We start from the raw sequence: 13,188 nt of genomic DNA, 5'->3' as shown, positions 1-13,188 counted from the left end.
GGCGCGTCGAAGCGTTGACGTTTGTGCCTTTGCAGCGAGGGGAAACCCTTAAATTCTCACCGAACAAAAGTCACCCCAAAATAGTGCTTGCCGCTTGGGTCTTATGTCGGCCCAAGTAGTTCCGTTCTTGAGCAAAAGCGTCCACGCGAAACGAAAAAAAGCGCCCGTAGGCGCTTTTTCGAAAGAACTATCTAACTCATTGCGGCAAGGTCAGCCCGCGCGGCAGCGGAAACGCGATGGTTTCCTCGATTCCCTCGAGCGAACGCACATTGCGCACACCGAGCTCACGCAAACGGGCGATTACCGCCTGCGCGAGCACTTCCGGCGCCGATGCGCCCGCCGTCACGCCGATACGCTTCTTGCCTTCCACCCAGCGCGGATCGATCTGCGTCGGCGAATCGACCATATAGGCCGGGATGCCGCGCTTCTCGGCCACTTCGCGCAGACGGCTCGAATTCGAACTGTTCGGGCTGCCCACGACGATCACCACGTCGCATTGCGGCGCGAGAAACTTAACCGCGTCCTGACGGTTCTGCGTCGCGTAGCAGATGTCCTGCTTCTTCGGCTCCTTGATGGCCGGATACTTGGTCTTCAACGCGTCGATAATGGCGAAGGCGTCGTCGACGGACAGGGTTGTCTGCGTGACATAGGCAATGCGGTCAGGATTGGGCAGATCGAGCTTCAGGACGTCTTCGATATCTTCGACGAGATGCATGCCCTCGCCCGACTGGCCCATCGTGCCTTCGACTTCCGGATGGCCCTTGTGGCCGATCATCACGATGTCGAAGCCTTCCTGGCGCATTTTCGCGACTTCCATGTGCACCTTGGTCACGAGCGGACACGTGGCGTCGAACACGCGCAAACCGCGCGCTTCGGCTTCGCCGCGCACCGCTTTCGACACGCCGTGCGCGCTGAAAATAAGCGTGGCGCCTTCGGGCACGTCGTCCAGTTCCTCGATAAAAATGGCGCCCTTCTTGCGCAGGTCCGACACCACGTAGGCGTTGTGGACGATTTCATGCCGCACGTAGATGGGCGCGCCGAACAGCTTAATGGCCCGCTCGACGATCTCGATCGCGCGATCCACGCCGGCGCAAAACCCGCGCGGCTGCGCGAGCAGGATCTCGACGTCGGTATCGATCTCGTTGAGGCTTTCAGTCAGGCTCATGGCTACAGAATTCCGATGATTTTCACTTCGAAGGCCAGCGACTGGCCGGCGAGCGGGTGATTGAAGTCGAAAAGCGCCGACGTCTCGCCCACTTCCTTGAGCACGCCCGCGTAGCGCCCACCGTTGGGCGCGTTGAATTCGACGAGATCGCCGGGAGAAAAATCCTCACCGATCATGCTGTTTTCGCGCAGCGTCGCGAGCGACACGCGCTGCACGAGCTCCGGATTGCGCGGCCCGAACGCTTGCTCCGGCGTTAGCTGAAAGGTCGAATGGTGGCCGACCTTCATTCCCAGCAGAATCTCTTCCAGTGGCGGCGCGAGTTGGCCTGCGCCGAGCAGGAGGGTCGCGGGCTTGTCGGTGAACGTGTTGACGATGTCGGCGCCATCGGCCAGTGCGAGCCGGTAATGAAGCGTGACATGCGAACCGGGTTTCACCTCGGAGATATCGATGATGCTCATGAGTATTGGCTGTGACGGTTCAGTCGGAAGCGGGACGTGCGCCTGGCGCGATACTTCGGGCCGCGTGGCGGGGCGGAGCGCGCGCCGAAACCGCTATTGTAAGACAGAGTTGGGAAGCGCCGCGCTTCGCTCGAGCGGCGTAGGTGCGGTGTATCTCGCAAAAATACAGCCTTAAGATGGCCTCAGGGGAAGGAATGTCCGCCAATTTTGAGATTCTGATGCGTGAAATGGAAGCCGGCCCCGCGCTGCCGAAGCCCGTTTCCGTTCTGCCAATTTCCCAGTGGGACAAGACGGACAAGCCGCGCGAGCGTCTGTTGCAGTCCGGCGGCGACTCGTTGAGCGACGCCGCGTTGCTCGCCGTATTTTTGCGCACAGGATTGCCGGGCAAAACGGCAGTCGATGTGGCGCGTGCGCTGCTGCGGCGCTTTGGCTCGATTCGCGGCGTGCTCGACGCGTCCGCGCTTCAGCTCCAGGAAGAGCGCGGCGTCGGCGAGGCGCGCGCGGCCACGCTTTTGGCCGTGTCGGAACTGTGTCGACGGGCGCTCATCGAGAAGGCGCGCGAACGCATGCTGCTGAACTCGCCGGGCGCGGTGGAAGACTTTCTGCGCCTGAGAATCGGCACTCAGCCCAACGAACTTTTCCTGTGCATCTATCTCGATGCGCGGCATCAACTGATCGATGCGCACGTGGAAGCGAGCGGCTCGCTCACGCGGGTGGCGGTGTATCCGCGCGAGATCGTGAAGCGTGCCTTGCATCTGAACGCGGCGGGGCTGATCGTGGCGCATAATCATCCGTCTGGCGGCGTGGAGCCTAGCGCGAACGACAAGAAGCTCACCCGCACGCTGCAAGACGCGCTGAATCTCATCGACGTGAAATTGCTCGATCACATGGTGGTCGCGGGCAATGAAATTTTTTCTTTCGCGCGTGAGGGCTGGCTTTAGGCGTGAGGGCTGGCTTTAGATTTGACCCGAAGCAGCCGAGGCTGACTAAGATAAGGACGAACGGGCTTGATATTGCTACGTTTTTCCTGCTAGAATCCACGATTCGTTTTCTCAACCCACCTGTTTCGGGCTTACGTCGTCCTCATTGGCATAACCGTGCTGCCAACTCCCCGTTCAAGGCAATCGGGCGAATTTGAGGTATCGATTGCGGGATTCCCCCAAAATCGAGCGTTTGACTTCCGGACTCAACGTGTTTTAGGAGTGTCCTCATGGCACGCGTATGCCAAGTAACTGGGAAAGGCCCGATGTCGGGCAACAACGTTTCCCACGCAAACAACAAGACCAAGCGCCGTTTCCTGCCGAACCTGCAGAACCGCCGTTTCTTCGTTGAAAGCGAAAACCGCTGGGTGCGTCTGCGCGTCTCGAACGCCGGCCTGCGCCTGATCGACAAGAACGGTATTGACGCCGTGCTCGCAGACCTGCGCGCACGCGGTGAAATCTAAGGAGCACGCACATGGCCAAGGGCGCACGCGACAAGATCAAGCTGGAATCGACCGCAGGTACGGGTCACTTCTACACGACGACCAAGAACAAACGCAACATGCCGGAAAAGATGCTGATCAAGAAGTTCGATCCCGTCGTCCGCAAGCACGTTGAGTACAAGGAAACCAAGATCAAGTAAGCGCTTGATATTGAGAGCCTGACAAAGACACGAAAAGCCCCGCACACGCGGGGCTTTTTGTTTGTGCGCGCGATTTTTCTTCTTTCGCTTTCACACGTTCGCGCGCGGGTTATCCGTGCCGGTTGGGTGGCGAGCGCGTTATGCTTGCCGGCTTGCAGTCATAAAAAGCACATAGACGGAGATCGAGCAGCATGAATTTCGATGTAGCGATCGTGGGAAGCGGGCTCGCAGGCTTGAGCGTGGCGTTGAACCTGGCCGAAACGCGGCGCGTCGCGATCATCGCCAAGCGTGCGGTGAGTGTCGGCGCGAGCGACTGGGCGCAAGGCGGCATCGCGGCCGTGCTGGATTCGGCGGACAGCATCGACAATCACGTGCGCGATACGCTCGTCGCGGGCGCCGGACTTTGCGACGAAGCGGCGACGCGTTTCATCGTCGAAAACGGGCGCGCGGCAATCGAATGGCTGATCGAGGAAGGCGTGCCCTTCACGCGCGATGTCTCCGCGGAACTCGGCTTCCATCTGACGCGCGAAGGCGGCCATAGCCATCGGCGGATCATTCATGCCGCGGATGCCACCGGCCACGCAGTCGTCACGACGCTCAACGAGCGCGTGCGCAATCATCCGAACATCACGGTTCTCGAAGACCATACCGCGATAGATCTGATCACGTCCGACCGGCTCGGCTTGCCGGGGCACCGCTGTCATGGTCTCTACGCGCTGGATCTCGCGAGCGGACGAACCGTGACGATTCAAGCGCCGCACACCGTGCTCGCCACAGGCGGCGCGGGCAAGGTTTATCTCTACACGACGAATCCCGACACGGCCACCGGCGACGGCATCGCGATGGCGTGGCGCGCGGGCTGCCGCGTCGCCAACATGGAGTTCATCCAGTTTCATCCGACTTGCCTGTTCCATCCATACGCCAAGTCGTTCCTGATCTCCGAGGCCGTGCGCGGCGAAGGCGGCGTACTGCGTCTGCCCGACGGCACGCGCTTCATGCCCGCGCACGACGAACGCGCCGAACTCGCACCACGCGACATCGTCGCGCGCGCGATCGACTTCGAAATCAAGAAGCGCGGCATCGATTGCGTCTATCTCGACATCAGCCATCAGCCGCGCGCGTTTCTCGAAGAACATTTTCCGACGATCCTCGCGCGTTGCCGCGAATTCGGCATCGATATCGCGAAGGAGCCGATTCCCGTCGTGCCCGCCGCGCATTACACCTGCGGCGGCGTCGTGACGGACCTCGCGGGCCGCACGGATCGCGCGGGACTTTATGCGGTCGGCGAGACGTCGTACACAGGTCTGCATGGCGCGAACCGGCTCGCCAGCAACTCGCTGCTCGAATGTCTGGTGGTCGGGCGCGCGACGGCCGAGGCGATCGAGACGGAAGGTTATTCAGCGGGCTGCCATGCGCCGCTGCCCGACTGGGACGAAAGCCGCGTTTCCGATCCGGACGAAGAAGTCGTCGTCGCGCACAACTGGGACGAGTTACGGCGGCTGATGTGGAATTACGTGGGCATCGTGCGCACGGACAAGCGGCTGGCGCGCGCGCAGCACCGGCTTGCGCTTTTGCGCGACGAAATCCACGAGTACTACGCGAACTTCAAGGTCAGCCGCGATTTGCTGGAACTGCGCAATCTCGTGGATGTGGCGTCGCTGATCGTTGAAAGCGCGTGCTCGCGACGCGAGAGCCGCGGGCTGCACTTCAGTCGCGACTGGCCGGCGACTTTGCCGAAAGCGCTTCCGACAGTGTTGATGCCGCCGGCGGCGAGGCGGCGCGCGGTTTAGATGTCGACGCGCAGCAAGCTTACTCTTCGATCAAGCGCATTGAAAAATCCGTTGCCCGCACGTCCTTCGTCAATGCGCCGATAGAGACGCGGTCCACGCCCGTCTCCGCAATCGCCCGCACGGTCTCGAAATTCACGCCGCCCGAGACTTCGAGCAGCGCCCTTCCCGCCGTCACGCGCACGGCTTCGCGCATGGCGTCGAGCGTGAAGTTGTCGAGCAACACAGATTCCGCGCGATGCGCCAACGCGGTTTCAAGCTGCGCCAGCGTTTCCACTTCGATCTGAACGGGCACGCCTGCGTCGAGCGCGAGCGCGGCGTCCATTGCAGCGCCAACGCCGCCCGCCGCCGCGATGTGATTTTCCTTGATCAGAATGCCGTCATAGAGCGCGAGCCGCTGATTGGCGCCGCCACCCACGCGCACCGCGTACTTCTGCGCGAGCCGCAAGCCGGGCAGCGTCTTGCGCGTGTCGAGGATGCGCGCCCGCGTGCCTTCGATGGCATCGACATAACGGCGCGTCGCCGTTGCCACGCCCGACAGCAATTGCAGGAAATTGAGGCCGTTGCGCTCGGCGGTCAGAAGCGAACGCGCCTGGCCGCGCAGCAAGACGACCGGCGTATTCGCCGTCATGCGCTCGCCTTCGCGATACCGCCATTCGACTTCGATGCTCGGATCGACGCGACGCATCACCTCGTCGAACCACGGCGCGCCGCACAGCACCGCCTCTTCCCGCACGATGATGCGCGCCGTGCGACGTGTGTCTGCTGGCACGAGACGCCCCGTATGATCGCCGCTGCCGATGTCCTCGGCGAGCGCATCGGCGACATTGCGGGCGAGCGCGGCATCGAACGCTTCGCCGTACTGCGCGCGGATCTCCGCAAATAAAGGCGAATGGTTCGTCATGCGGGCCCCACGTTCGAGAACAACGTTTGATCCTTCGCGAGATCGCCGCTCGCCTGCACAGGCTTCTTGTGACGCGCGGCGAAGTCGAGCATGCGGTCGATCGGCACGCGCGCGCGCCCGGCAATAGCCGCATCGACGTGAATCTCGTTGTGGCCGCGCTCGAGCACATCGGCGAGATTGGCGAGGCCGTTCATCGCCATCCACGGACAATGCGCGCAGCTCTTGCACGTGGCGCTATTGCCGGCGGTCGGCGCTTCGATGAAGGTTTTGCCGGGCGCCGCGAGCCGCATCTTGTGCAGGATGCCGAGATCGGTCGCGACGATAAAGCGCTTTGCGTCGAGCTTGACGGCGGCATCGATCAGCTGCGTGGTCGAACCGACGACGTCCGCCAGTTGCACGACGCCTTCCGGCGATTCCGGGTGAACGAGAACCTTCGCGTCCGGATATTCGGCGCGCAAGAGCTCCAGCTCGATGCCTTTGAACTCGTCGTGCACGAGACACGAACCCTGCCACGAGAGCATGTCCGCGCCGGTCTTCTTCTGGATGTAGTTGCCGAGATGCCGGTCCGGCGCCCACAAAATCTTCTCGCCGCGCGCGTGCAGATCCGCGACGATTTCCAGTCCGATCGATGAGGTGACCATCCAGTCCGCGCGCGCCTTCACGGCGGCGCTCGTGTTCGCATACACGACGACCGTGCGGTCCGGGTGAGCATCGCAGAAAGCGGAGAATTCGTCCGGCGGACAGCCGAGGTCGAGCGAGCAGGTGGCGTCCAGATCGGGCATCAACACGCGTTTGCCGGGGCTCAGGATCTTCGATGTCTCGCCCATGAAACGCACGCCCGCGACGACCAGTGTCTTCGCGGCGTGATCGCGGCCGAAACGGGCCATTTCGAGCGAATCGGCGACGCAACCGCCCGTTTCATCGGCGAGTTCCTGGAGCTCGGAGTCCACGTAATAGTGCGCCACCAAAACCGCCTCTTCCCGATGCAACAGCGCACGGATTCGCGCCTTCATTTCGCGCTTCTCTTCGGCGGACGGCGCGTTGGGAACACGTGCCCACGCCTCGCCTACGCCGCACGTCAGGCCATGCGGCCGGTCGTATTCGACGCTCCTGATCGCTTCCATTGTTTCTGTCTCCTGTGTCCGCGCGAGTGTCGTGCCGGCGCTGACTTGTATCGATGCGCTGCCCGGCCACGCTGCAAACCCAGCGCCGCGACAAAACGCGAAATCCGCCGCCCAAAAACAAAGACCCCGCCAGAGCGGGGTCTTGTGACGTCATCAAATTTTAACGGATATCGCGATATCAGGCGTAGCGTCGCAGGCGCATCGCGAAGTCTTGCAAAGCCTTGATGCCGCTCTCTTCCGCACGATGGCACCAGTCCTGCAATTGCACCAGCAGTTGCTCGCGCGACGCATTGGAGCGGTCCCACATTGCCGACAGGTCCTTGCGCATTTCGATATACGTGCGCAGCTTCTGGTTGTCCGAGAACAGTTCCGGCAATTGCTTGCGCTGCGGCTCGTCGAGACCGTCTTCTTCCTTATGGACCCACTTGCGCGCACCGCGCATCAACTGATATTTCTCGCGCGCACCGGCTTCCTTCAGCTTCGACAGTTCCTGTGCGTATGCGCGCTTGAGCGCCTTGCCGTAGCGCGCCATCACTTCGTAGCGGTTCGCGAGCACGGCTTGCAGCGTGTCGTTGTCGAGCACCGACTTGCTGTCCGCCAGACGCGGTGTGGGCGCGACCTTCTTCACCTTGGCGAGACCCACGGCCGACAACATGCGGATATAGAGCCAGCCGATATCGAACTCGTACCATTTGTTCGACAGCTTCGCCGACGTGGCATACGTGTGGTGATTGTTATGCAGCTCTTCCCCGCCGATCAGGATGCCGAGCGGGAAAATGTTCGTGCTGGCATCGGCCGAATTGAAGTTGCGATAACCCCACCAGTGCGCAAGACCGTTGACCACGCCGGCTGCCCAGAACGGAATCCAGATCATCTGCACGGCCCAGACCGACAGACCGACGATGCCGAACAGCGCGACGTCGATAACCATCATGATGCTGATGCCGAGGATCGGATAACGCGTGTAGAGATTGCGTTCGAGCCAGTCGTTCGGCGTGCCGTGACTGAACTTGCGCATGGTCTCTTCGTTTTTAGCTTCGACGCGATAAAGCTCGGCGCCTTCGAGCAGCACCTTCCAGATGCCGCGCGTTTGCGGGCTGTGCGGATCTTCTTCGGTTTCGCACTTCGCGTGGTGCTTGCGGTGGATCGCCGCCCATTGGCCGGTCAGCATGCCGGTGGTCGACCAGAGCCAGAAACGGAAAAAGTGACTCGCGATCGGATGCAGGTCGAGCGCACGATGCGCCTGGCAGCGATGCAGATAGATCGTGACGCCAGCGATGGTAACGTGCGTCATCGCGAGCGTGAACAAAATGATCTGCCACCAAGAAAAGTCGAGCAATCCGTTGGCGAGAAATTCGAGAGAAGAATTCAGCAAGGCAATTTACCTATCTAGCTGTGAAATTCGGAAAAAATGGCCGGTGCAAATGACGCTGAACACCGTGTTGGGCACATGAAAGAAACGCGCGCAAGTTCGATCGCATTCTACTGCATGCGTTCCAAGTCTTTGTCGTAAAGGTAGAATTTCTTGTATGGTAACAAAACGCGCAAAAACTCACGCGCCGATTTAATGCCTGTTGTCGATCCAAATCAACGGATCGAGCATCAAACCGGGGCTCCGGCCGGCGCTGCGGCGTCATCGCCGCGCCTTTCGGCATTTCCTACCGTGTCGACTGGTGCATTGCGCGCGTCGCCAACAATCCTTATCTCGCGTTGCGCGTAGGGGATTTCAATGCCGTTGTCACAGAATAACCGCCAAACACGACGATTTACCTGCGACTTGACGCCGCCCGTGCCCTTCGCGGCATCTTCGATCCAGAAACTCAGTTCCAGGTTGATTCCGTCAGCGCCAAAGCTGGCGAGCAACGCGGCGGGCGCAGGGTCCTGCAGCACGCGGTCGACATCGTGCGTGGCCTCCACGAGTAACAGCATCGCGCGTTCCACGTCGGAGCGATAACTCACCTGCACGGCAATCTTCGCGTTGCCGCGCGTCAGGAACGACGAATGGTTCTGTACCACGTCGGTGATGAGTTTTTCGTTCGGAATCAACGTTTCGATGCCGTCGAGTCCGCGAACGACGGTATAGCGCGTGCGAATCTGCGTGACCGTGCCCTGATAGTTGCTCACGTTGATCATGTCGCCAAGCCGCAGTGACCGGTCGAGCAGAATGATGAAGCCCGAGACATAGTTGCTCGCGATCTTCTGCAATCCGAAACCCAGCCCCACGCCGAGCGCGCCGCCGAACACGCCGAGCACCGTAATGTCGATGCCGACGATAGACAGACTCACCAATATGGCCGCGAGGATCATCAGTGCCCGCGCAACGCGGCCGAGCACGACCTTGAGATTGGCGTCGAGTGAGCGGGAGCGCATCAGCCGGTCGTCGAGCAGCGCGCCGGCCCACATCGCCACGATCAGCGTCACGCAGACCCACAGCATGCCCGAGGCAAGCGACAGCAACGTCATGTGCGCGTTGGCGAAATTGAAGCGCACGCTCGCCATCCAGCGCACGACGTCGTCCTGTATGCCCATTACGGTGAGCAGCATCACGACCCAGACGATGGTCGTGACGAGCTTTTCGAACAGAAAGAGGAGCGCGCCCGCCTCGTGCTCGGTGCCGTCGCGACTGAACACGCGGCGCGCGACGTAGAACATCAGATAGATGACGGTGATGCCCAACAACGGCACCAGCGCGAGCCGCAAGAACGCGGTGTGGATGAACGGCGCGAGCAACAGTTGCGCGGCCGTCACGAACACCGTGCCGAGCAGCGGAAAGAGCGCTTTGTTCAGGCTCTCCGCGCCGAAGCGCACCGCCTCGAAGCGCGACTGGCGGCGCGCATCCAGCCGCTTGCGCAGCAGCCGCGCGCACCACCACGCGACGACCAGCAGGCCGATCAGAACCGCAACCTGCCACAGCACCTCCGGTTCGCCGAAGTCGCGAAACAGGCGTTCGGAAAGATGCGTCAGGATGCGGTTCGGCATCAGCTTTCGGAAGGCGCTTCGTCTTCCGCCGCGGAAGCCTTCGGCGATTTTGCGTCGGGCACGCGTTCCAGCACGGCGGCGAAGAAGCCGTCGGTGCCGTGCTTGTGCGGCCACAAGGACAAGAACTCGCCCGTGTCGAGGTCGATGCGCTGTTCCGCCAGCACATCGCGCGCGGGCACGACACGGAAGTTCGGATGCGCTTCCAGGAACTGCTTCACCACGCCTTCGTTTTCGGCTTCGAGCATGCTGCACGTCGCGTAGACGAGACGTCCGCCGGGTTTGACGAGGCGCGCCGCGCTCGTGAGAATCGAGAGCTGCTTGGGCGTGAGTTCCGCAACCGTCGCGGGCGATTGCCGCCACTTCAGGTCGGGATTGCGACGCAACGTGCCCAAGCCGGAGCAGGGAGCATCGACGAGAACGCGGTCGATCTTGCCCGCGAGGCGCTTGATCTTCGCGTCGTGTTCGCTGTCGATCAGCACCGGATTCACGTTCGACAACCCGCTGCGCGCAAGACGCGGCTTGAGTTTGGCGAGACGCCGGTCGGAGACGTCGAACGCGTAGAGACGGCCGGTCGAGCGCATCATTGCGCCAAGCGCCAGCGTCTTGCCGCCCGCGCCCGCGCAGAAGTCGACGATCATCTCGCCACGGCGCGGCGCCATCAGCGAGCACAGCAACTGGCTGCCCTCGTCCTGCACTTCGATCCAGCCTTCCTGGAACGGCGCGAGGCGCGTGAGCGCGGGCTTGCCGTCCACGCGGACGCCGAACGGCGCGAACGGCATTTCGCCCGCGTCGATGCCGGCTTCGCTCAGCGCTTTCAAAACGACATCGCGGCTCGCCTTGATCGGATTCGTGCGCAGATCGAGCGGCGCCGGATAGTTCAGCGCGGCCGCGAGTTTGGCGAGTTCCTCGGCGTCGAAACGCTTGGCCATGGCCTCGTAGATCCACTGCGGCAAGTTCGTGCGTATGCGCACCGGCAAGCTCGCGGGATCGATCTTCGATACCTGCGCGAGCCATTGGTATTCGTCGGCCGAGACGTGCGGCTTGAGCGCGGTGAGACCGGCAGTCTGCATCAGTCCGAGCAGCGCGAGACGCCGCGCCTGGTTGCCGCTGCCGCTTTCGGCCAGATGCGAAAACTCCATTTTCCGGCGCAGCACGGCGAACACCGCCTCCGCGATCACGCCGCGCTCGCTGTGACCGAGCTTCGGATGCGCGCGGAAGAAACGGCTGGTCGCGGCATCGGCGGGACCTGAAAAGCGGAGTACGTCCGCCAACAGCGTTTCGGTTTGACCAATCAAAAATCCATGCAGCCTCATGCGCCCTCCCCGGCAATGTCGGCAAAGAGCCACTGTGGCTCAGAGGAACGAAGCGCGACGCGCTCTCCCTCGATGGCAAGACGCCCTTCCACGAACCAGCGCACCGCGCGTGGGTAAATCTCATGTTCGACGGCCAGCACGCGCTCGGCGAGCGTGGCGGCGTCGTCGCCGGGCAAGACCGGCACCGCGGCTTGCGCGACGATCGGACCATGATCCAGCTCGGGCGTCACGAAATGCACGCTTGCGCCGTGCACGCGCACGCCGGCATCGAGCGCTTGCTGATGCGTGCGCAAGCCCGCGAAACTCGGCAAGAGCGACGGATGCACATTGAGCATGCGCCCCGAATAGCGTTCGACGAAGGCATTTGTCAGAACCCGCATGAAGCCCGCGAGCACCACGCAATCCGGCTCGAATCGATCGATTTCCCGCGCGAGCGCGCCATCGAACGCTTCACGCGAGTCGAATTCGCGATGATCCACCACCACGCCTTGAATGCCGTTCTCGGCCGCGAAGCCAAGCCCGGCGGCATCCGGCCGGTTTGAAACGACCGCGCAAACGCGAGCCGGCCAGCCTTCGCGCGCGCAAGCACGCACGACGGCCTCCATGTTGCTCCCGCGTCCGGAGATCAGAATGACGATATTTTTCATTCGCGGATTTTATCATTCGGCGACGGCGAAAATCGTGCCAATCCGATTGACGAGCGCGCAGCATCCGGCCGCGCGCGCCCGTCGATGCGTGCGAGCGTTTATAATCTAACGCTTTGCGGCGCAAGCCCTGCCCACCCACCAACGTCTATCGTGAGAGTCTTTCGCGGCCTCCCCAATGCCGAAAGCCGGTCGCCTTGTGCGCTGACCATCGGCAACTTCGACGGTGTCCATCGCGGTCATCAGGCGTTGCTCGCGCGCGTGCGCGCCGCCGCGGACGCACGCGGGCTGCCGGTCTGCGTCATGACCTTCGAGCCTCACCCGCGCGAATTCTTCAATCCGGCGGGCGCGCCGCCGCGTATCGCCATGTTGCGCGACAAGCTCGAAGCGCTGCGCACGAATGGGGTGGATCGCGTGGTGGTCGAGCATTTCAATCACACGTTCGCGAGCCAGCCGCCCGACAAGTTCGTCGAAGACATCATCGTGAACGGGCTGCACGCGCGCTGGGTCATGATCGGCGACGACTTCCGCTACGGCGCCAAACGCGCGGGCGACTTCGAATCGCTCAAGGCAGCCGGGGAAAAACACGGCTTCGAAGTCGAGCAGATGGCAACCGTCGCGCATCCGAACGGCGCGCGCATTTCGTCGTCGTCGGTGCGCTCGTCGCTCGTCGCGGGCGACCTCGACGCCGCGCAACTCGCGCTTGGCCGTCCGTACGTCATCAGCGGCCACGTCGTGCATGGCGCCAAGCTTGGCCGCGATCTCGGCTTTCCCACGCTCAACGTGCCGATTGCGCACAAGCGGCCCGCGCTCGCCGGCATCTTCGTCGTGCGCGTGCATGGGCTTGCCGATGAACCCTTGCCCGCCGTCGCGAGTCTCGGCCTGCGCCCGACCGTCGACGACTCCGGCCGCGTGCTGCTCGAAGTCTTCGTGCTCGACTGGCACGGCGACGCCTACGGCAAGCTCGTGCGCGTCGAATTCCTGAAGAAGCTGCGCGACGAAGAAAAGTACGTCGACCTGGAAACGCTTTCCGTTGCCATCGCGAAGGACGTCGCCAGCGCGCGCGCCTACTTCGGCCTGCCGCCGGCAAGCGCGGCGGGCAGCGGCGCGACGGGCTTCGCCATTTCGGCCACCGACCGAATTAGGTGAGCGCGCGGCGCCCTTGCGCCGCCCGCTGCCCCGTTCTCGAAT

General features: G+C 62.5%; 13 protein-coding genes. 5 read left to right on the top strand and 8 right to left on the bottom strand.

The window, feature by feature from the left end; genetic code table 11:
* Nucleotides 1–196: 196 nt before the first annotated feature.
* Nucleotides 197–1,165, bottom strand: coding sequence for a 4-hydroxy-3-methylbut-2-enyl diphosphate reductase (gene ispH / locus LDZ28_RS02880; protein ID WP_244827229.1), 969 nt, complete (start codon nt 1,163–1,165; stop codon nt 197–199).
* Nucleotides 1,166–1,167: 2 nt separating this feature from the next.
* The gene (locus LDZ28_RS02875) at nt 1,168–1,623 is read right to left on the bottom strand and encodes a peptidylprolyl isomerase (protein ID WP_244827228.1); all 456 of its coding nucleotides are present in this window, start codon (nt 1,621–1,623) and stop codon (nt 1,168–1,170) included.
* Nucleotides 1,624–1,817: 194 nt separating this feature from the next.
* Between LDZ28_RS02875 and radC the strand changes: the two genes are divergently transcribed.
* The 4 genes from radC (at nt 1,818) to nadB (ending at nt 5,036) form a co-directional block, all read left to right on the top strand.
* Nucleotides 1,818–2,564: a DNA repair protein RadC gene (gene radC / locus LDZ28_RS02870; protein WP_244827227.1), complete on the top strand. Its 747-nt coding sequence runs from the start codon at nt 1,818–1,820 to the stop codon at nt 2,562–2,564.
* A 269-nt stretch (nt 2,565–2,833) separates the two neighbouring features.
* Nucleotides 2,834–3,067: a 50S ribosomal protein L28 gene (gene rpmB / locus LDZ28_RS02865; RefSeq protein WP_008351171.1), complete on the top strand. Its 234-nt coding sequence runs from the start codon at nt 2,834–2,836 to the stop codon at nt 3,065–3,067.
* An 11-nt stretch (nt 3,068–3,078) separates the two neighbouring features.
* A complete protein-coding gene (gene rpmG / locus LDZ28_RS02860) occupies nt 3,079–3,246 on the top strand; it encodes a 50S ribosomal protein L33 (RefSeq protein WP_007180630.1) in 168 nt (55 codons plus the stop codon).
* A gap of 191 nt (nt 3,247–3,437) precedes the next feature.
* Nucleotides 3,438–5,036 (top strand): L-aspartate oxidase, encoded by a 1,599-nt coding sequence (gene nadB, locus LDZ28_RS02855; protein WP_244827226.1) that lies wholly within the window; start codon nt 3,438–3,440, stop codon nt 5,034–5,036.
* Between the two features lie 19 nt (nt 5,037–5,055).
* Here the strand turns inward: nadB and nadC are convergent, their stop codons facing one another.
* From nadC to purN, 6 genes are all read right to left on the bottom strand, one after another.
* The gene (nadC, locus tag LDZ28_RS02850; protein ID WP_244827225.1) at nt 5,056–5,937 is read right to left on the bottom strand and encodes a carboxylating nicotinate-nucleotide diphosphorylase; all 882 of its coding nucleotides are present in this window, start codon (nt 5,935–5,937) and stop codon (nt 5,056–5,058) included.
* On the bottom strand, nt 5,934–7,061 hold the full coding sequence (nadA, locus tag LDZ28_RS02845; protein WP_244827224.1) for a quinolinate synthase NadA: 1,128 nt from the start codon (nt 7,059–7,061) through the stop codon (nt 5,934–5,936). Before nadA ends, nadC begins: the two co-directional genes overlap by 4 nt.
* 178 nt (nt 7,062–7,239) lie before the next feature.
* Entirely contained in the window at nt 7,240–8,436 is a 1,197-nt protein-coding gene (locus LDZ28_RS02840) for an acyl-CoA desaturase (protein ID WP_244827223.1), read from the bottom strand.
* A gap of 227 nt (nt 8,437–8,663) precedes the next feature.
* Nucleotides 8,664–10,040 (bottom strand): mechanosensitive ion channel family protein, encoded by a 1,377-nt coding sequence (locus tag LDZ28_RS02835; protein WP_244827222.1) that lies wholly within the window; start codon nt 10,038–10,040, stop codon nt 8,664–8,666.
* Nucleotides 10,040–11,353: an RsmB/NOP family class I SAM-dependent RNA methyltransferase gene (locus LDZ28_RS02830; protein ID WP_244827221.1), complete on the bottom strand. Its 1,314-nt coding sequence runs from the start codon at nt 11,351–11,353 to the stop codon at nt 10,040–10,042. Before LDZ28_RS02830 ends, LDZ28_RS02835 begins: the two co-directional genes overlap by 1 nt.
* Entirely contained in the window at nt 11,350–12,000 is a 651-nt protein-coding gene (gene purN / locus LDZ28_RS02825; protein WP_244827220.1) for a phosphoribosylglycinamide formyltransferase, read from the bottom strand. Before purN ends, LDZ28_RS02830 begins: the two co-directional genes overlap by 4 nt.
* Nucleotides 12,001–12,150: 150 nt before the next feature.
* Between purN and LDZ28_RS02820 the strand changes: the two genes are divergently transcribed.
* Nucleotides 12,151–13,146, top strand: coding sequence for a bifunctional riboflavin kinase/FAD synthetase (locus tag LDZ28_RS02820; RefSeq protein WP_244827219.1), 996 nt, complete (start codon nt 12,151–12,153; stop codon nt 13,144–13,146).
* Nucleotides 13,147–13,188: the final 42 nt, after the last annotated feature.

It is taken from the genome of Caballeronia sp. TF1N1 (assembly GCF_022878925.1).
Classification (GTDB): domain Bacteria; phylum Pseudomonadota; class Gammaproteobacteria; order Burkholderiales; family Burkholderiaceae; genus Caballeronia.
Note: the sequence above shows the minus strand (reverse complement) of the source record. Positions and strands in the feature narration are given on the sequence as shown.